Origin of the sequence: Streptomyces griseobrunneus (genome assembly GCF_046713465.1) — a bacterium.
GTDB classification, from domain to species: domain Bacteria; phylum Actinomycetota; class Actinomycetes; order Streptomycetales; family Streptomycetaceae; genus Streptomyces; species Streptomyces microflavus.
This window is the reverse complement of sequence record NZ_CP177080.1, coordinates 6,029,404-6,048,001: the sequence shown is the minus strand read 5'-3', so window position 1 is coordinate 6,048,001 and position 18,598 is coordinate 6,029,404. Positions and strand designations below refer to the sequence as shown.

Sequence of the window (18,598 nt, the reverse complement as noted above, 5' to 3'; positions counted from 1 at the left end):
CCTTCGGGGGCCCGGGCAGCCCCTGGGGAACGGCGCGAACTTAGCGTCCGCCGGGGCGGTCGGAGACACCCTTTGCTCCACGTTCATCCGATCGTGTGAGGATTGCGAACCGAGCTGACGGCGGCGATCGGGATACCCATGCGCTCCCGACCTGCCGGTGGGCCGGCCGGGTGGCGGTCGTACAGTGGTTGCGGGCGCGATCAGTGCAGGGTGCCGTCATCCCCGGGGACACCCCTTGGGGCACACGGCACCCGACCTAGGGAGGCATCTGTCGTGAGCGAGCTGCGGTTCGTCCGTCTGGGCTTCGGCGCGGAGGCGGTCGAGTACCAGGAAGCCTGGCAGAAGCAGCGTGAGGTGCACGCGGCCCGGTTCGAGGACCTGGTGCCGGACACCTGCCTGCTCCTGGAGCACCCGCCCGTCTACACGGCGGGCCGCCGTACCGCGATGAGCGAACGCCCGCTGGACGGCACCCCGGTCATCGATGTGGACCGGGGCGGCAAGATCACCTGGCACGGTCCCGGGCAGCTCGTCGGCTACCCGATCCAGAAGCTGCCGCGTCCGGTCGACGTCGTAGCGCACGTCCGCCGCCTGGAGGACGCGCTGATCCGTACGGCCGCCGACTTCGGGGTGGAGACCTCGCGGGTCGAGGGCCGCAGCGGTGTCTGGGTGCTCGGCGACCCGGTCGAGGAGCGCCGCGCGCTCGGCGGGCTCTCGCTGGACTTCGACCCCAGGCTCCAGGACGAGGAGTTCGACCCGCGGCTGAACGGCCCGGAGTACGCCCCGTCCAACGCCGGCCAGCGCCGCGAGGACCGCAAGCTGGCCGCGATCGGCATCCGGGTCGCCAAGGGCGTGACGATGCACGGTTTCGCGCTCAACGTGAACCCGGACAACACCTGGTTCGACCGGATCGTGCCGTGCGGCATCCGCGACGCCGGGGTCACCTCGCTCTCCAACGAGCTGGGCCGGGAGATCACCATCGAGGAGGTGCTGCCGGTCGCCGAGAAGCACCTGCGGGACATCCTGGAGAACGCGGAGCTCGCCCCGCGGGTGGTCGAGCAGCCGAAGACCGCGGCCCCGGCGTAGTACCGGTCAGTAGCCTCCGGCCGCCACCACCGGCCGGGGAATAGGCCCTGTCGGCCGCAGGTTGGCCAGACGTAAGGGCGTTTGATTTACGGGCGTACCCTGGTGTTCGCCGAAGAATCCCATGCGAATCCCACGCAGCAGAAAGCAAAGGGGAGTGCCGGAGTGTCCGCTGTCGCACCCGACGGGCGCAAGATGCTGCGCCTGGAGGTCCGGAACAGCCAGACCCCCATCGAGCGCAAGCCCGAGTGGATCAAAACGCGGGCGAAGATGGGCCCCGAGTACAAGCAGCTGCAGCAGCTGGTGAAGGGGGAAGGGCTGCACACGGTCTGCCAGGAGGCGGGCTGCCCCAACATCTTCGAATGCTGGGAGGACCGCGAGGCCACCTTCCTCATCGGCGGGGACCAGTGCACGCGGCGCTGCGACTTCTGCCAGATCGACACGGGCAAGCCGCAGGCGCTGGACCGTGACGAGCCCCGCCGGGTCGGCGAGTCCGTCGTCAAGATGGACCTGAACTACGCCACCATCACCGGCGTCGCCCGCGACGACCTGGAGGACGGCGGATCCTGGCTGTACGCGGAGACCGTGCGCCAGATCCACACGCTGACGGCGGAGCGGGAGGCGGGCGCGACCAAGGTCGAGCTGCTGATCCCCGACTTCAACGCCGAGCCCGAGCAGCTCGCCGAGGTCTTCTCCTCGCGCCCCGAGGTGCTCGCGCACAACGTGGAGACGGTGCCGCGCATCTTCAAGCGCATCCGCCCCGGCTTCCGCTACGAGCGGTCCCTGGAAGTCATCACGCGGGCCCGCGAGGCCGGTCTGGTGACCAAGTCGAACCTGATCCTCGGCATGGGCGAGACCCGCGAGGAAGTCAGCGAGGCACTCCAGGACCTGTACGACGCGGGTTGCGAGCTCATCACGATTACGCAGTACCTGCGCCCCTCCCTGCGGCACCACCCGGTCGAGCGCTGGGTGAAGCCGATGGAGTTCGTCGAGCTGAAGGACGAGGCCGACGCGATCGGCTACTCCGGCGTGATGTCGGGGCCGCTGGTGCGTTCCTCGTACCGCGCGGGCCGTCTTTTCCAGCAGGCGATGGAGGCGCGCGGCGCGGCCGCCACCGCTGTGCCGACCGCCCAGGCCGTGTGAGTCCGCTCACCCGGTCCACCGAGCACTAACCGCACGACCGAGGCGGCCCGTACGCTCCCCGCAGGTGAGGGACGCGTATGGGCCGCCTCCGCGTGCGGGGCTCCGGAATGAAGGGTTCATTGGTGTTTGACCGACCGGTCACGCGCTGGTAACACCGAGCAGTGACCCTAGGTACACGTGCAGCGGCGGCTCTCGCCGCCGCCGTCACTGCTTCCCGTACTCAGTCCGCGCCCTGGGTGGCGCATCCACTCCGAGGGGGAACACCATGCAGGCCGCACCGGTCCGCGCCCACGCCATTCCGTCCGTCACCACCGCCCTGCGCGCCGTCGAGTCGCTGCTGCTGAGCAGCGGCCAGCGCACCGCCCGCCGCAACGCCTGGACGGCCGTCCTGGAGGACCGCCGCCGGGCCAAGGACCGGGTGGAGTCCCCGTACGTACTGGATGCGGTGGCCGACCACCGTTCCTAGGTCGCTTCCACGCCACGTAAACTTCGGTACATGGCGAGGAAGGCAAAAACTGAAGGCGCGGACAGCGCCGAGAACGCAGGGCGGCTCAAGCAGATCGCCCTGACCTACAAGATGACCAGGCGGTCCGACAGCAAGATCGGGCTCATCGTCGCGGGCGTGGGAATCGCCACGTTCGGTGTCCTCCTCGGCATCGGCTTCGTGATCGGTCACCCGGTCTACCTGGGCATCCTGGGCTTCGTCCTGGCCATCCTCGCGATGGCGATCGTCTTCGGACGACGGGCCGAACGAGCGGCCTTCGGGCAGATGGAGGGCCAGCCCGGCGCGGCGGCCGCCGTCCTGGACCGGATCGGACGCGGCTGGACCACGACCCCCGCTGTGGCGATGAACCGCAGCCAGGACGTCGTGCACCGGTCGGTGGGCAAGGCCGGCATCGTCCTGGTCGCCGAGGGCAATCCGAACCGGGTGAAGGGCCTGCTGGCGTCCGAGAAGAAGAAGATGGCCCGCATCGTGGTGGACGTCCCGGTCCACGACATCATCGTCGGCGACGGCGAGGGTCAGGTGCCCCTGAAGAAGGTCCGCACCAAGATGCTGAAGCTCCCCCGCGTCCTCACCGGCCAGCAGGTGACCACCACCAACGACCGGCTGCGCGCGATGGGCGACCTGATGAGCAACATGCCCTTGCCGAAGGGACCCATGCCCAAGGGCATGCGGATGCCGCGCGGCGGAAAGATGCGCTGACCGCGGAGGCGTACGCGACGCAGACGGACGGCCCCGGACCGAGGAACGGTCCGGGGCCGCCGCGTTCTCCGGGCTCTACGGTCCGGGGCCGCTGTGCTCCTCCGGGCTCTGTGGCTACATCGCCGGGCTCTGTGGCTACATCCGGACCTGTACGGCGCGGCCGAGGCGGTCGTGGAGGCCACGCCCGTCGCGGTCCCAGACGAGGGCGGGGATGACGAGCAGGAGCAGGACGGTCCGTACGAGGACGCGCCCGAAGCCGAGGCGGCCGCCGTCCTCGGAGACCACGCGGAGCCCCAGGAGGCGCTTGCCGGGGGTGCAGCCGATGGTGCCGACGGTGAGGGCGCTCATCAGGAGGAAGACGCCGAGCGCCCAGTTCCCCGCCGCCTGCTGGTCACCGCGAGCGAGCAGCCCGTATGCGATCACCATGCAGATCGACCAGTCGATGAAGATGGCCCCGAAACGACGGCCGAGCGGCGCGATCGCCCCCGGCCCCTCCTCGGGCAGCCCGAGCCTCTTGCCGCGGTAGCCGAAGTCGGCGCCCATCTCTTCGGCGGCCGCGCGGGGCCCCGAGAGCCACGATCCGATTGCTTGCCTGTTGTCCACCCGTCCACGGTACTGCGCCCAGGTTTGGGCCTGGCCGGGCGGGGCACGGAAACAGCTGCTGAGATGCCACCCACCCCCGCCCCGGTTAACTTGGGCGAAACAAATGGGTCATGCTTGAGAAATCCCGTCTGCCTATGGTCGGGTCCAGCGTGTGCCACCGCACTGGCCGCACCACGAGCTACAACCCCGTCCCTCCCGGGCCGGGAGTAGGAGGAGTTGGATGTTCCAGAACGCCGACGAAGTGCAGAAGTACGTAGCGGACAACGACGTCAAGTTCATCGATGTCCGGTTCTGCGACCTGCCCGGGGTGATGCAGCACTTCACGATCCCGGCAGCGACCTTCGACCCGGCCGAGGAACTCGCCTTCGACGGCTCGTCGATCCGCGGTTTCCAGGCGATCCACGAGTCCGACATGGCACTGCGCGCCGACCTGTCGACGGCTCGGGTGGACCCCTTCCGCCGCGACAAGACCGTCAACATCAACTTCTTCATCCACGACCCGATCACGGGCGAGCAGTACAGCCGTGACCCGCGCAACATCGCCAAGAAGGCCGAGGCCTACCTCGCTTCGACCGGCTTCGCGGACACCGCGTACTTCGGCCCGGAGGCCGAGTTCTACGTCTTCGACAACGTCCGCTTCCAGACGTCGGCGAACGAGAGCTTCTACCACATCGACTCCGAGGCCGGCGCCTGGAACACCGGGTCGGAGGAGAACAACCGCGGCTACAAGGTCCGCTACAAGGGCGGCTACTTCCCGGTCCCGCCGGTGGACCACTTCGCCGACCTGCGTGCCGAGATCTCCCTGGAGCTGGACAAGAACGGCCTCCAGGTCGAGCGCCAGCACCACGAGGTCGGCACCGCCGGCCAGGCCGAGATCAACTACAAGTTCAACACGCTGCTCGCCGCGGCCGACGACCTGATGCTCTTCAAGTACATCGTGAAGAACGTCGCCTGGCGCAACGGCAAGACCGCGACCTTCATGCCGAAGCCGATCTTCGGCGACAACGGCTCGGGCATGCACGTCCACCAGTCGCTGTGGCAGGGCGGCACGCCGCTCTTCTACGACGAGCAGGGTTACGCGGGCCTGTCGGACATGGCGCGCTACTACATCGGCGGCATCCTGAAGCACGCCCCGTCGCTGCTGGCGTTCACCAACCCGACGGTGAACTCCTACCACCGCCTGGTCCCCGGCTTCGAGGCCCCGGTCAACATGGTGTACTCGCAGCGCAACCGCTCCGCCGCGATGCGCATCCCGATCACCGGTTCGAACCCGAAGGCCAAGCGCGTCGAGTTCCGCGCCCCGGACCCGTCCTCCAACCCCTACCTCGCCTTCTCTGCGCTGCTGATGGCGGGCCTGGACGGCGTCAAGAACAAGATCGAGCCGGCCGAGCCGATCGACAAGGACCTCTACGAGCTGGCTCCCGAGGAGCACGCCAACGTCCAGCAGGTCCCGACGTCCCTCCCGGCCGTGCTCGAAGCCCTGGAGGCGGACAACGAGTACCTCCAGGCGGGCGGCGTCTTCACGTCGGACCTGATCGAGACCTGGATCGACTACAAGCGCACGCACGAGATCGCACCGATCCAGCTGCGTCCGCACCCGCACGAGTTCGAGCTGTACTTCGACATCTAAGCCGCGGGCCGTACCCACCTGCGCCTGATGCCTGAGGCACCGAGGGCCGCCACCTCCTTCTGGAGGTGGCGGCCCTCGCTCGTGCTGTCAGCCGCGCTGGGGCACAGTCCGGTGGTGGTGCAATGGAGTATGCCCACACCACCGGCTCAATGGTCAGCGAATGCGCAGCAGTTGTGGCATGCGATGCGCAGGGGCGTTGCCTTGGATCTCGCCGCGCCCGCGCCGGGGAGCACCGGCCGAGTGGCTCGCTCCGCAAGCCGGGAGATCGCAGCGGAGGCCGTCGCCTGCCTCCTGTTGCAACCGCCCCCTCCGGAGCCGGGAGTGGTCTCACGGTTATATCTGATCGGAGCCACCATCACGGGGAAGCTTCGACTGCCCTACGCAACGGTCGAGGTCCCTGTGGCTCTCGTCGGCTGCCGGTTCGAGGCTGCGATTGAGCTGAGTGACTCCTCGCTCCGTGCCGTTGACCTGACTGGGTCCTCTCTCCCCGGCCTGAACGGGGACCGGCTGCGGATCGACGGAGATCTGACACTCGTCCGGACGGTCAGCGGTGCGATATCCCTGTTCAGAGCTGACGTCGCTGGTGACGTCTGGCTCAACGGCGCCGAGATCACCGGCGAAGGGGACGACTACGCCATGCATGCACCCCAGTTGCGTGTCGGGGGCGGGCTGTACGCGCAGTCCGTGCAGGCCTCCGGCGGACTCAACTTATGGGGTGCCCAGGCTTTCACTGTCGAGGTGACCGATGGTCGGCTGAGCAGCGCCAAGCATGCGGCTCTCCGCTGTGACGGCCTCGACCTCGCACAGGATCTTCGGTGCACCGGTGTATCTGTGGACGGAGGTGGCATCTCTCTGTTCGGAGCCACGATCGGCGGTCAGTGCTGGTTCAACCATGCCGAAATTCGCAACGACACCGGTTGGGCAATTGCCGCCCCCTCGGCAAAGATCGACGGAGGCTTCTACGGCCGCAGTATGGCGGTTGATGGCGGTATCAATCTTTTCGCGGCCACAATCGGTGAATCAGTGGAACTGTCCGGCTCCACGCTCATATCGCAGCACCATCCCGCACTGCGTGCACCAGGAGCACGCATCGAGGCCAACCTCGATCTGGGCGGCGGAGCGGCCGTAGCAGGAGGCATCGGCCTGTCACGTGCCGAGATCAGGGGAACCCTTCGGTTGTCCGGCTCCGCTTTCACCAACGCATCGGCCGTCGACCTGCAAGGGGCGACCGTGGGCGCTCTGGACATGGCATCGCTCCGCCCTCTTCCCTCGGTGCTCGACCTGGGCGCTGCATCCATCGGACGTATCGACGATTCCCCTGCCTCATGGCCACAGCGGATCAAACTCGACGGACTGGTCTATCAAGACCTCCGCCCGGTACTGCCGGCTGACCAACGTCTGGCGTGGCTCGAACGCAGCGGCAGTTACAGCCCCCAGCCGTACGAACGACTGGCCACTCACTACCGACAGCTCGGTCACGATGACGACGCCCGATCCGTGCAGCTCGCCCGCCACCGAAGACGACGAGGCGCATCAAGGATGCCTGCCCGCATGTGGGGGGTCTTCGAAGACCTCACCGTCGGCTACGGCTACCGCCCCGGACGTGCTCTTCTCTCGCTCCTCACCCTCACCTCATGCGTGGCCGTCATCTTCGCCGCGCTACCGCCACAGCCCGCGGGTACCAGGGGTCCCGACTTCCAACCCGCCGTCTTTGCCCTCGACCTCATCCTTCCCGTCCTCGACCTCGGTCAGGAGAAGGCGTTCATCCCGTCCGGCAGTACCTCGTGGGTCGCCTGGGGATGTGCCATGGCCGGTTGGCTTCTGTCCATGACCGTCATCGCCGGCCTCACCCGGCGGCTCTCCCGCTCCGGTCATTGATCTCACCGGGCGCAGGGATGGGGCCTGCGCGATGCCTGGTTGCCTCCGATCCAGCACGCGTAGGCCGGCTTCGCCAGGAGGAGCCCCGCCGGTACCGGCCCGGCCCGGCTCGACCTCAGCGCAGCGAAGGCCGGGCCCGGCCCGCCCAGTACTCGTCCGCCGTGATGCCCAGCAGGACCACGTCGTGGTAAGCACCCGCGAAGAACTCGTGCTGGCGCAGGCGGCCCTCCTCGACGAAGCCGAGTTTGCGGTACAGGGCCAGGGAGGCGTCGTTGAAGGCGTAGACCTCCACCTCGCACTTGTGGCTGCGCTGTTCGGCGAACATGTAGGTGAGGACCAGCTCGGTGGCCTCGGCCGCGTAGCCCTGGCGGCGGTGTTCCCGGGTGACCTCGATGCCCGTACGGAAGCGGCCGGCCCTGGGGTCCGTCTCGCCCACCGATATCGCGCCGACGAAGGCGTGCTCGAAGCGGGTCTCGATGACCAGGTGGTACGCGGCGGGGTTCGGGGAGCGGCCTGCGCGTTCGGTGGCCCAGGCTCGGAAGCTCTCGTCCGAGCGCGGGGGCTCGACCACATCGGCGTTGCGGGCGTCCACGGTGTGCAGGGCCAGGGCCCGGAAGCCCTCCCAGTCCGCCGGTTCGATGCCCCGCAGGCGTACCCTCTCGCCGGTCCACAGGTCGCTCATCGCACACTCCCCCGTCTCTCTCGCCCTGCGTCCGGGCGCGCCGGGCGGCCCGGGCCGCCCTTCAACTCGAACCCGGTCACAGTAGAGGCAACAGCCGTAGCGCTCGACGCCTTTTAGGTGTCGCCCTCCTCAATACCCCTCCGCCGTCACGACCCGTCGCCGAAGGCCGCCACCGCGGCGTTCCGCCACGCGTGGGCCGTGGGGCCGAGTGCCGGGCGCGGGGTCGGGGCGCAGAGGTGGTCGCCGAACTGCAGGAGCAGTGGTTCCTCCCCCGGCTCGACCGGTCCGCGCAGGGCGTGCGGCCACCACAGTGCCTCGTCGGGGCGGAGGGTGGTGAGCGGGCCGGGTCCTTCGGGGTCGGGGCCGTACAGGCGGCCGTCCGGGGTGAGGCGGTAGCGGCCGGGGGGCGGGACGGACGTCAGGGTGGTGTGCCGGTCGGCGTGGCCGACGAGTTGGCTGAGGCGGGGTACGGGTGTCCTGCTGGGGCGGCTCGCGGGGAATCCGGGGAGCAGCGAGGCGAGGATGTGCAGGCCGAGGGTGGGCAGCAGGCCCGCCGCGTGTTCGGCGGCCTGTACCAGGGACGAGACCGTCTGGAAGCGGGGGTTGATCTCCACCGCGAGGACGTCACCGCCGTCCTCCAGCAGGTCGAGGCCGAAGACGCCCCGGTAGCCGCGCTCGCGCAGCGCCTCGCCGACGTCGTACGCGGTCTGCCGGGCGCGTTCGTAGAGGCCGGCGGGGAGGTCCTCGGGGGCGAGCAGCTGGTTGCCGCAGTGCGTGCCCCAGCCGGGGGTCAGTTCCGGGAGGCCGACCAGCTGGTGGGAGACGTCGGCGACCACCGTACGGTCGCCGCCGACGCAGGCGCTCACCGTGAGCGAGAGCCCCCGGGATCAGGCGGCTGAGCCGGAGCTCATGGCCGGGCCAGGCGTCAAGGGCCGCCGCCAGGGTCGCGGGGTCGGTGACCGGCAGGGTGCCCCGGCCGATCAGGTTGTTCTCCCGGCGCTGGAGAACGGCACCGGGCCAGTACGCAACAGAGGTGAGACCGGTACGTGGCGGAGCCAGGGGGCCGGGTGCCCGAAGGAGGCGGTGAGGAAGGCCGACCGGTCCAGCCAGGCCACGTGGTCCACCCGCTCCCCCAGCAGGGCCAGCCCCTCGTCGGCGCCGACTCCGTCGAGGACCACCGGGGGCTGCCCCACCCGGACGGTGCGGTCGTACGGCGTCACCATCGTTCCTGTTCCTCCTCCTTGGTGGGTGGCGCGTCGGTGATCACCACATCTGGGAGGAAGTAAGGCATGTCGAACGGTTCGCCCCCGGCCGCTATCGGCGATCGTGGCGGCAAACCCCCGAGAACGATGGATTGTGTGCGTACGGGAGTGCCAGGCGGGGAGTGGCGTACGCGGATGCCTGACGTCCGTGCGCGGATGCCTGTGCCCCCGGTCCGTTCGGGCCGGGGGCACAGGGCGATCGACGGGCGAGTGGTGGTGGAGTCAGCGGCCGTAGCGGATCAGGGCGCGGACCATGCGGCACGTGGTGTCGGACGGCGGGTGCATGCCCAGGCGCTCGGCGGTCGTCCGTATCTTGTGGTTTCCGGCGCTGGCCGGCTGGTAGACCCCGCTGTCGAGCAGGGCGATCGCCAGGCGCATGGCCTTGAGGCGGCGGTTGTGCGAGACGTACCACTCGCGGGGGCGGCCCGCGGGCAGTCGCTTCTTCGCCGGAGGGGCGGGAAGCGGCGGGTGGAAGGGCATCGGGAGCTGTCGGTCGAGCGGCTCGGTCGTGGCTGCGGCAACGGCCATCGGCATCCTCCTGGCAGGGTGGTGGAACCCTTACGAACTCCCTCCATTTTACTGCCCCCCACTGACAATCGCCCCTGGCCAGAGGCGTTTTCGGCAGTCCCTCGCGTAACCTTGGCCCCATGGAGATCTGGATCAATCCGGCCTGTTCCAAGTGCCGCAGCGCGGTGAGTCTGCTGGATGCCGAAGGGGCCGACTACACCGTGCGGCGCTACCTGGAGGACGTGCCCTCGCCCGAGGAGATCCGGGCCGTCCTGGACCGGCTCGGGCTGGAGCCCTGGGACATCACGCGGACGCAGGAGGCGGCGGCCAAGGAGCTCGGGCTCAAGGAGTGGCCGCGGGACGCCGGTTCGCGGCAGCGGTGGGTCACTGCCCTGTCCGAGCACCCCAAGCTGATCCAGCGGCCCATCATCACCGCCGAGGACGGGACGGCTGTTGTGGCGCGGAGTGAGGAAGCCGTGCGGGACGCGCTGGGGCGCCGGTAGCCGGCCGGGACAGAGCCCTCAGCGCTCGTCCGTGCCCGCGCGCTTGGCCGTGGCGAGGGCGATCCGGTTCCAGGTGTTGATGGCCAGGATCAGGGCCAGCAGCCGGGCCAGCTCCTCCTCGTCGAAGTGGGCCGCCGCCCGGTCGTAGACCGCGTCCGGGACGCCCGCGTCCGCGACCCGGGTGACCGCGTCGGTCAGGGCCAGGGCGGCCTGTTCCTTCTCCGTGAAGAAGTGGGCCGCCTCCTGCCACACCGCGACCATGTGCAGCCGCTCCTCGCTCTCCCCGGCCTTCCGCGCGTCCGTCGTGTGCATGTGGAGGCAGTACGCGCAGTGGTTCAGGTGCGAGGAGCGGATCTGGACCAGCTCGACCAGCGTCGGGTCCAGCCCCTCGCGGGCCGCCGCGTCCAGGCCGATCACGGCCCGGAAGACCTTCGGGGCCGCCTTCGCGAAATTGAGCCGAGCGGTGGGGGCGGAGGTGGCCGTGCGGTCGTTCGTCTTGATCTCTGTCGTCGTCATGGGTACGAATCTATGGCGACGGGCGACCGGTAGTGGGGTGCATTTCGGTGATGGATTCATGGGTCAATTCAGCGGAGGTCCTCGGCAGTGATCTGCCGCTGGAGCTCGCCGGGACGGGCAACCGCCGGGCCGTCCTGATGGGGGCCCTCCGCGAGGCCGTCCGCAGCGGGCGGCTCGCCCCCGGTACCCGGCTGCCGCCCTACCGTTCCCTCGCCGCCGACCTCGGCCTCGCCCGCAACACCGTCGCCGACGCCTACGCGGAGCTGGTCGCGGAGGGATGGCTCGCCGCCCGCCAGGGCTCGGGCACCCGGGTAGCCGAGCGGGCCGCGCCCGTGACACCCGCCCACCGCCCGCGCACCCCGGAGCGCCCCTCCCGCCCTGTCCACGACCTGGTCCAGGGGCAGCCGGACCCTTCGGCCTTCCCCCGGACCGCCTGGCTGGCCTCCGCACGGCGGGCGCTCGCCACGGCCCCCAACGACGCGTTCGGGCCCGGCGATCCGCACGGGCGGCCCGAGCTGCGGCGGGCGCTGGCCGGCTATCTGGCCCGGGTCCGCGGGGTGCGGGCCTCGCCGGAGCGCATCGTGCTCTGTTCGGGCGCCGCGCACGGGCTGCGGCTGCTGGCGGAGGTGGTGGGGGGACCGTGGGCGGCGGAGTCGTACGGGCTGCCGTTCCACCGCGGGCTGCTCGCCTCGCACGGGGTCGGCACCCGGCCGGTGGGCGTGGACGGGGACGGTGCCCGGGTCGGTGAACTGACCCGTCGCGACCGGGCCGTACTCCTCACGCCCGCCCATCAGTTCCCGACCGGTGGGCCGCTGCATCCCGCGCGGCGGGCGGCGGTGGTCGACTGGGCGCGGTCCACGGGCGGGCTCGTCGTGGAGGACGACTACGACGGGGAGTTCCGCTACGACCGGCAGCCGGTGGGGGCCGTCCAGGGGCTCGATCCCGAGCATGTGGTGCTGCTGGGTTCGGTGAGCAAGAGCCTCTCCCCCGCCCTGCGGATCGGCTGGATGGTGCTGCCCGAGCGGCTGGTGGCGCCCGTCGTCGCGGCGAAGGGCGAGCGTGAGCAGTTCTCCAGCGCCACCGATCAGCTGACGCTCGCGGACTTCGTCGACTCGGGCGCGTACGACCGTCATGTACGCCGGATGCGCCAGCGCCACCGGCGGCGCCGGGACCAGTTGGTGGCGGCCCTGGAGCGGCGGGCCCCGCACGTCCGGGTCACCGGGATCGCGGCGGGGCTGCACGCGGTGGTGGAGCTGCCGCCCGGCACCGAGCGTTCGGTGGTGCGGGCGGCGGCCTGGCAGGGGCTCGCGGTGGAGGGGCTCGCCGACTACCGGCACCCGGGGGCGGAGCGGGCGGCGGACGAGCGGGACGGGCTCGTCGTGGGGTACGCGACCCCCGCCGAACACGCCTACCCGGAGGCGCTGGAGGCGTTGTGCCGGGCCCTCCCGCCGCCGGAGCCACCGGGGTGAGCCGGAGGCCCTGTGCCGGGCCCCCCGGTGACTAGCCCGCCTGGCTCTCCGCCCGCGCCAGCAGCTCCGTGAGGTGGAGGCCGAAGCGGGCGTCGCAGGCGTGCGGCACCCCCGTGCGTACCGCTTCGGACAGCGCGTCCACCGCTCCCCGGAACGCGGCCTCCGCGCCGTCCCACTCCGGGATCGCGGCCGTCCCGTGCTCGCCCCGCAGCTCGATGCCCATGCCCGCCGCGGCCGGTGGGGCGCTCAGGCCGAGGGTGACCGTGCTGGAGGCCCCGGAGGTGTGGCGCAGGATCAGGTGGGTGGTGTCGGCGGGGCCTCGGGCGGCGGTCAGCTCCGTGACCTCGCCGAGGACGGGGATGAGCACCGAGAGCGCGTGCGGGCCGACGTCCCACAGGCCGCCCTTCTCGCGCCGCCACGGGGAGTCCGCGTACTCGCTGGCCGAACCCTCGGCGTAGAGCGAGCCCAGCCACAGGGCGCGGGCGGTGAACCAGCCGCCCACCGACGCCTGTTCGGCGATCCAGACGGCCGTCTCGGGTGCGAAGCGGAGCGTGCAGAAGACGACCGAGGCGACCTCCGCCTTCGCGACGGCCTCCGCGACCGCCCGGGCCCCCTCGACCGTCGTGGCGACCGGCTTGTCCATCAGGATGTGGCAGCCCGCCTCCGCCGCCCGGACCGCGAGCGGGGCCTGGATGTCGGGCGGCAGCGCGAACGCCACCGCGTCGCTCGTCTCCAGCAGGGCGTCGATCCCCGCCTCCCCGGTGTACGCCCGGGTCCCGTGGACGGCGGCGAGCGCCTCCGCCGCCTCGGCCCGGCGGCCCCACACCCCGCTCAGCTCGACTCCGGGGTGGGCGGCGAGCGCGGGGGCCTGGGTGTTGCGCGCCCAGGGGCCGGTGCCGAGGAGGCCGATGCGCAGGGGGGCGGTGGGGGTGGAAGCGGTGGTGGAGGTGTCGGCGGGTGTCGTCATGGGGGTCAGTGTGCCCGGTACCGGGGCCAGTGCGCCCGGCGCCGGACGTCATGGGGCCGGGTGCCCGTGCCGGAATGCGGTGGCGGCGGGTGGCCATGGCCCGTTACGTTTCCCGGGCCGGCCGCGGGACTCCGGCTGCGACTACCGGGACTTGCCTTTGAAGCGATGATTTCGTTGTTCGCGCCTCCATTCCCCGGCCGGCGTCCGCAGTCTCTACGGGGGAAGTTCATGAACACGTCCGAGACCCTCGCCGATCTCGTCGCCGCCGAAGACGTCCTGCTCTTCGTGAACGCCGCGATCACCGCCACCGGACAGCGCGAGTTCCGTTCGGACGCCGTCGGCCAGCAGCTTTCCCTGGACTTTCTCCACGCGTATGTACGGGTCAATTACCGCCGCGTGTACGCCTCTTCCCTGGCCCTGGACATCAACGACCACAACGCCGTCCGCATCGTGCTCGGTCTTCTGGAGACCGCGGGCGAGGCGAGCGCCGAGGAGCGGCGCACCGAGGGCCGGCTGATCGCCGCCCGGCTGGCGCTGCTTCCGCCGCAGCGGGTCTACCGGCTCTTCGGCGAGGTGCGCCGGGCCGGGATCAACAACCGGCGCACCCGGGCGATCATGCGGGACTGGCTGGCGGCCCGGCCGGACCTGGGGCACGACGCGGTGAAGTATCGCGGCGGGGTGAAGACGGCCGCCCGGCACATCCATCTGCGCTGCCCCGAGGGGGCTCAGCCGCTGGCCGAGGTCGGGGCCTTCCTGTTCCGGCCCGGGCGGCTGCCGCGCTACGAGCACCGGCTGCTGGACGCCTGGCGGCGCGCCCACTACGAGCAGGGGGCCGTGGCCGAGCTGCCGTTCACCGTCGCGGAGGGGTTCGCGGCCCGGCACGGGATGAAGCGCGAGGTGTTCCTGAAGCGGGCAGCGCCCCGGATGACGCGGCTGGAGCGGCTGCGTACCCAGGAGCAGCGGGTGGTGGGCGACCGGCGGCCGGAGATCGATCTGACCGTGATGCCCCTGACCCGGCTGGCGCTGTACGTGCTCTCGCTCCCCTTCGATCAGCGCGCCGCCCGCCGCACCGAGCTGACCGGTGCCCTGCGCACGGCCGCGCGCCGGGCCGCGGGCGGGCACGCCGGGAGTTGGGGCCGGGTGCACGCGGTGCTGGACGACAGCTTCTCCTCCTCCGGGTCGGGGCAGAAGCGGCGGCGGCCGCTCGCCGTTGCCCTGGCCGGCCACCACCTGCTGGAGGCGCTCGCCGCCCCGGGCGCCTACCGGGCGCTGTGGACCTCGGGCCGGGGCGACGCCCTTCTCGTACGTCCGTGGGGGCCGACGCCGCTGGGGATGCGGGTCCTGGACGCGCTGGAGCCGGGGCCGGGTGGCCTGGCGCCGGAGCGGCTGGTGATCGTGTCTGACGGGTGGGACAACGCCCCGGCGGGTCTTGCGGGTGAGGTGCTGCGGGTGTGGCGGAGGCGGCTGGACCCGGGGCGGCGGACGGCCGTGGTGCATGTGAACCCCGTATACGACGCGGACGGTTTCGACGTGCGGCGGCTCGCGGCGGGGGTTCCGACGGCCGGGATCCGGGACGCGGAGGATCTGCCCGCGCTGGTGGAGATCGCCCGGTTCGCGGAGGGCCGGACCGGGGCGGCGGAGCTGCACGCGTATCTCGACCGGCGGGTGGCGCTGTTCCTGGGAGAGAAGGAGACCGTGTCGTGAACCGGCTGGAGCTCACGGGACTCACCACCCGGCCCGCGCAGGTGTGGGGCGGCGTCCGGCTCGTACCGCTGGTGCGTGAGACACCGGTGGAGGGGCTCCGGCTGCACCGGGAGGTGTACGAGGGTCTCGGTGCGGGGCTCGTCGAGCTCGGGCCCCGTAGCCACTACGTCTCGTACATCCCCCATGGGCTGGTCGCCGACTGGTCCGGCGGGGAGACCGGAGTGCCGGGCTTCTGCAGGCAGTCGGCCGCGTACGGGACGCAGCTCGGCGGCGGGCAGGACGCGCCGCGTACCGTCCGGCTGCCCCGGCCGGCGCACCACCGGATGGCCAAGCGGCGCCCCGGCGACCGGCTGCGGTTCCTGCCGCTGCACCTGGCCCTGGAGGGCTACCTCGCCTTGCACTTCGGCGGCCCGTCGACCGCCTGGGAGGAGTGGTCGCGCCGGGCGCTGCGCGACGGGCTCTCGCCGCGCGCGGAGGACGCGTACCTCGGGTGGTCGGTGCGCGGGCTCGGGGACTCGCTGCGGATCTTCGAGATCCACCCGGACCAGTGCGGGGTGATGGTGTACGTCTCCGACGCGCTCGCCGCCGCGTTCGTGGTGCCGCACCCGGAGGACTACCGGCTGCTGCACGCCTCGCTGGTGGAGGACCTGTACGGAGAACTGGTGCACCAGTACGCGCTGTACGGGGCCCCGGTGGCGGAGTTCGGGGCGTACCTCGGGGACGGTGCGGACATCCGTACGCTCGCCGATCTGCGGGCGGCGGCGCGGGGGCAGGAGCGGGCGTGGGGGGAGGCGCACGAGGCCCTCTTCGCGCGGGAGCTGGATTCCTCGTACGGCTTCGACCGGGTGTACCGGATGGGGTCGTTCACGCTGTGGCGGTTCCTGCCGCCGTTCGTCCGGGACGGCAGCGGGCAGCACATCGGGGAGACGATCACCGACCACAAGGGGCGGGTCGCCTACCTCAAGACGTTCCGGCTGTCCGACGCCCAGATCCGGCGCGGCTATCTGCTGCACGTCCTCGCGGGCGCCGACTGGGAGCTGTCCCGGGCGGCCGGGGTGCTGGGGTCGAGCCGGGAGGAGCTGGTGCGGCGGATCCGCGCCGCCGGGTTCTCGGAGCTCCTCAAGGGCAACGTGTGAGCAGTAGAGGGTGACGTGTGAGCAGTAGAGGGTGACGTGTCAGCGTTGAGGGCAACGCGTGACGAGCCCCTACAAGGCGCCCTTTTAACGCAGGGAACCTCGGTAACACGGGGTTCACACTCGGGCAACGGACGGGAAATGGCGTCTTGCCAAGCTGCGCGGCATAGACCGCTGCACCCGCAAAGGATGGCGTCCGTGACGTTCAAGGCTGAGTACATCTGGATAGACGGCACCGAGCCGACCGCGAAGCTTCGTTCCAAGACGAAGATCATGGACGGCACGCCGTCGCAGGACGTCGCGGATCTGCCCATCTGGGGATTCGACGGCTCCAGCACCAACCAGGCCGAGGGCCACGCCTCCGACCGGGTACTGAAGCCCGTCTTCACCTGCCCGGACCCGATCCGCGGCGGTGACGACGTCCTCGTGCTGTGCGAGGTCTTCAACATCGACATGACGCCGCACGAGTCGAACACCCGGGCCGCGCTCCGTCCGGTCGCCGAGCAGTTCGAGGGCCAGGCCCCGATCTTCGGCATCGAGCAGGAGTACACCTTCTTCGACGGCCACCGGCCGCTCGGCTTCCCCGAGGGCGGCTTCCCGGCCGCGCAGGGCGGCTACTACTGCGGTGTCGGCGCGGACGAGATCTTCGGCCGCGAGATCGTGGAGAAGCACCTCGACAACTGTCTGGCCGCCGGGCTCGGGATCTCCGGCATCAACGCCGAGGTCATGCCGGGCCAGTGGGAGTTCCAGGTGGGCCCGCTCTCGCCGCTGGAGGTCTCCGACCAGCTGTGGGTGGCCCGTTGGCTGCTCTACCGCACCGCCGAGGACTTCGACGTCTCCGCGACGCTGGACCCGAAGCCCGTCAAGGGCGACTGGAACGGCGCGGGCGCGCACACCAACTTCTCCACCAGGGCGATGCGCGAGGGCTACGAGGCGATCATCACCGCGTGCGAGTCGCTGGGTGAGGGTTCCAAGCCGCTGGACCACGTGAAGAACTACGGCGCGGGCATCGATGACCGGCTCACCGGTCTGCACGAGACGGCCCCGTGGAACGAGTACAGCTACGGCGTCTCCGACCGCGGCGCCTCGGTCCGTATCCCCTGGCAGGTCGAGCAGGACCAGAAGGGGTACATCGAGGACCGCCGTCCCAACGCCAACGTCGACCCGTACGTCGTCACGCGGCTCATCGTCGACACCTGCTGCACCGCGCTGGAGAAGGCCGACCAGGTCTGATCCCGACGCCGCACACGCGTAAGGGGCCCGCCGGTTCGCCGGCGGGCCCCTTACGCGTGTTTTTCCCGCTCGTTCGGGAGGCGGGGAATGAAAAGTGAGCGCGATAAAGCGCAGCGTGAGGAAGGTAACGCCAAGAGGCCGTATCGACGGGTGAGAGGAGTCTGATGCACAGCCGCAATGTCTGCTTCAATGGAGCCATGGCCAGCTTCCAGTACATCGCGTCGGGTCGCAGCGACCTTGAGCCGTTCTGGCCTTCCCGTCAGCACCATGATTTCGACCGGGTGTGTTGCCGCGCGTGGAACGCGCAGGCCCTCTAAAGCCGCTCACCCGGCCTTCGGTCCGCGCGCACGACGTAAGTCCGTCCTCGACGACTCCTCGCGCGAAAGAGCTGACCCTCCATGGCGAACACCCGTACTTTCTCCGCCGCTTCCGCTGCCACCGCAGCCTCCCCGGCGCCCGCTGCGGCCAACCCCACCGCCCGCTCCCTCTCCCCCAACCGGCACCGTCTGCGCGCCGTCGACCGTGACGAGGTCGCCCGGCTGTCCGATGTGGCCGACTTCCTGCCGCCGGGCGCGACCTGGCTGCCCGCGCCCCAGCACACGCTTCCCGCCCTGCCCGGCCAGCCGCCGATGATCGGTTACCTGGTGCTCGTGCCGGCCGACCAGCAGCCGGCGCTCGCCGGTGCGGTCGCCGCCTCCCAGCACCGGCAGCAGCCGGACCGGCAGGGCCGCGCTCCCTTCAGCCAGCACCCGGTGGAGGAGCCGGTCGAGGCGGCGCCGTCGCCCGGCCCGGTCCGGATCGACTCGACCCGGCGTACGGCCTCCGTCGACGGGGTCGCCCTGGACCTCACGTACCTGGAGTTCGAGCTGCTGGCCCACCTGGTGGCGCACCCGCACCGGGTGCACACCCGCGACCAGCTGGTGACGACGGTGTGGGGGTACGGGCACGTGGGCGACGGCCGCACCGTCGACGTCCATGTCGCCCGGCTGCGCCGCAAGCTCGGTGCGGAGCACCGCCGTTCGATCCAGACGGTCCGCCGGGTGGGGTACAAGTACACGCCCTGATCCCTGCTCCTCCGCGCGTC

General features: G+C 70.9%; 18 protein-coding genes and 1 pseudogene. 12 read left to right on the top strand and 7 right to left on the bottom strand.

Annotated elements, in window-relative coordinates:
* The first annotated feature begins 273 nt into the window (after nucleotides 1–273).
* The 4 genes from lipB (at nucleotide 274) to ACK8N7_RS27520 (ending at nucleotide 3,427) form a co-directional block, all read left to right on the top strand.
* Nucleotides 274–1,083, top strand: a complete 810-nt coding sequence (gene lipB, locus ACK8N7_RS27535; protein ID WP_403208761.1) for a lipoyl(octanoyl) transferase LipB — start codon at nucleotides 274–276, stop codon at nucleotides 1,081–1,083.
* 162 nt (nucleotides 1,084–1,245) lie between these two features.
* Nucleotides 1,246–2,223: a lipoyl synthase gene (gene lipA / locus ACK8N7_RS27530; protein WP_032752931.1), complete on the top strand. Its 978-nt coding sequence runs from the start codon at nucleotides 1,246–1,248 to the stop codon at nucleotides 2,221–2,223.
* Between the two features lie 265 nt (nucleotides 2,224–2,488).
* Complete coding sequence (locus ACK8N7_RS27525) at nucleotides 2,489–2,689, top strand: SCO2195 family GlnR-regulated protein (protein ID WP_403208759.1); 201 nt, start codon at nucleotides 2,489–2,491, stop codon at nucleotides 2,687–2,689.
* Between the two features lie 30 nt (nucleotides 2,690–2,719).
* Entirely contained in the window at nucleotides 2,720–3,427 is a 708-nt protein-coding gene (locus ACK8N7_RS27520) for a DUF4191 domain-containing protein (RefSeq protein WP_015608100.1), read from the top strand.
* A 135-nt stretch (nucleotides 3,428–3,562) separates the two neighbouring features.
* On the opposite strand, the gene ACK8N7_RS27515 is transcribed toward ACK8N7_RS27520, so the two are convergent.
* The gene (locus tag ACK8N7_RS27515) at nucleotides 3,563–3,970 is read right to left on the bottom strand and encodes an RDD family protein (RefSeq protein WP_015608101.1); all 408 of its coding nucleotides are present in this window, start codon (nucleotides 3,968–3,970) and stop codon (nucleotides 3,563–3,565) included.
* 280 nt (nucleotides 3,971–4,250) lie between these two features.
* Between ACK8N7_RS27515 and glnA the strand changes: the two genes are divergently transcribed.
* Both glnA and ACK8N7_RS27505 read left to right on the top strand, forming a co-directional pair.
* Nucleotides 4,251–5,660 (top strand): type I glutamate--ammonia ligase, encoded by a 1,410-nt coding sequence (gene glnA, locus ACK8N7_RS27510; RefSeq protein WP_015608102.1) that lies wholly within the window; start codon nucleotides 4,251–4,253, stop codon nucleotides 5,658–5,660.
* A 399-nt stretch (nucleotides 5,661–6,059) separates the two neighbouring features.
* Nucleotides 6,060–7,538, top strand: coding sequence for a hypothetical protein (locus ACK8N7_RS27505; RefSeq protein ID WP_500444417.1), 1,479 nt, complete (start codon nucleotides 6,060–6,062; stop codon nucleotides 7,536–7,538).
* Between the two features lie 115 nt (nucleotides 7,539–7,653).
* Here ACK8N7_RS27505 and ACK8N7_RS27500 read toward each other — a convergent pair whose 3' ends face one another.
* From ACK8N7_RS27500 to ACK8N7_RS27485, 4 genes and pseudogenes are all read right to left on the bottom strand, one after another.
* Nucleotides 7,654–8,220 (bottom strand): GNAT family N-acetyltransferase, encoded by a 567-nt coding sequence (locus tag ACK8N7_RS27500; protein WP_403208755.1) that lies wholly within the window; start codon nucleotides 8,218–8,220, stop codon nucleotides 7,654–7,656.
* A 146-nt stretch (nucleotides 8,221–8,366) separates the two neighbouring features.
* Nucleotides 8,367–9,089 (bottom strand): annotated as a pseudogene (locus ACK8N7_RS27495) (ATP-grasp domain-containing protein); the annotation flags it as partial.
* Between the two features lie 111 nt (nucleotides 9,090–9,200).
* A complete protein-coding gene (locus ACK8N7_RS27490) occupies nucleotides 9,201–9,443 on the bottom strand; it encodes a hypothetical protein (RefSeq protein WP_500444416.1) in 243 nt (80 codons plus the stop codon).
* Between the two features lie 261 nt (nucleotides 9,444–9,704).
* Nucleotides 9,705–10,010, bottom strand: a complete 306-nt coding sequence (locus ACK8N7_RS27485; RefSeq protein WP_015608107.1) for a hypothetical protein — start codon at nucleotides 10,008–10,010, stop codon at nucleotides 9,705–9,707.
* Nucleotides 10,011–10,129: 119 nt separating this feature from the next.
* Here ACK8N7_RS27485 and ACK8N7_RS27480 point away from each other — a divergent pair, with 119 nt between their 5' ends.
* Nucleotides 10,130–10,492 (top strand): ArsC/Spx/MgsR family protein, encoded by a 363-nt coding sequence (locus ACK8N7_RS27480; RefSeq protein WP_403208753.1) that lies wholly within the window; start codon nucleotides 10,130–10,132, stop codon nucleotides 10,490–10,492.
* Nucleotides 10,493–10,510: 18 nt separating this feature from the next.
* On the opposite strand, the gene ACK8N7_RS27475 is transcribed toward ACK8N7_RS27480, so the two are convergent.
* A complete protein-coding gene (locus ACK8N7_RS27475) occupies nucleotides 10,511–11,008 on the bottom strand; it encodes a carboxymuconolactone decarboxylase family protein (protein WP_500444415.1) in 498 nt (165 codons plus the stop codon).
* A 50-nt stretch (nucleotides 11,009–11,058) separates the two neighbouring features.
* Between ACK8N7_RS27475 and pdxR the strand changes: the two genes are divergently transcribed.
* Complete coding sequence (gene pdxR, locus ACK8N7_RS27470; protein ID WP_403208749.1) at nucleotides 11,059–12,477, top strand: MocR-like pyridoxine biosynthesis transcription factor PdxR; 1,419 nt, start codon at nucleotides 11,059–11,061, stop codon at nucleotides 12,475–12,477.
* A gap of 31 nt (nucleotides 12,478–12,508) precedes the next feature.
* Here pdxR and ACK8N7_RS27465 read toward each other — a convergent pair whose 3' ends face one another.
* Entirely contained in the window at nucleotides 12,509–13,444 is a 936-nt protein-coding gene (locus ACK8N7_RS27465; protein WP_500444414.1) for a Gfo/Idh/MocA family protein, read from the bottom strand.
* A gap of 228 nt (nucleotides 13,445–13,672) precedes the next feature.
* Here ACK8N7_RS27465 and ACK8N7_RS27460 point away from each other — a divergent pair, with 228 nt between their 5' ends.
* The 4 genes from ACK8N7_RS27460 to ACK8N7_RS27445 all read left to right on the top strand — a co-directional run bounded on the left by ACK8N7_RS27460 (nucleotide 13,673) and on the right by ACK8N7_RS27445 (nucleotide 18,578).
* Nucleotides 13,673–15,148: a hypothetical protein gene (locus ACK8N7_RS27460; protein WP_403208745.1), complete on the top strand. Its 1,476-nt coding sequence runs from the start codon at nucleotides 13,673–13,675 to the stop codon at nucleotides 15,146–15,148.
* On the top strand, nucleotides 15,145–16,284 hold the full coding sequence (locus tag ACK8N7_RS27455) for an ARPP-2 domain-containing protein (protein ID WP_500444413.1): 1,140 nt from the start codon (nucleotides 15,145–15,147) through the stop codon (nucleotides 16,282–16,284). Before ACK8N7_RS27460 ends, ACK8N7_RS27455 begins: the two co-directional genes overlap by 4 nt.
* A gap of 195 nt (nucleotides 16,285–16,479) precedes the next feature.
* A complete protein-coding gene (glnII, locus tag ACK8N7_RS27450) occupies nucleotides 16,480–17,514 on the top strand; it encodes a glutamine synthetase (RefSeq protein ID WP_403208741.1) in 1,035 nt (344 codons plus the stop codon).
* 398 nt (nucleotides 17,515–17,912) lie between these two features.
* A complete protein-coding gene (locus ACK8N7_RS27445) occupies nucleotides 17,913–18,578 on the top strand; it encodes a winged helix-turn-helix domain-containing protein (RefSeq protein ID WP_403208739.1) in 666 nt (221 codons plus the stop codon).
* Nucleotides 18,579–18,598: the final 20 nt, after the last annotated feature.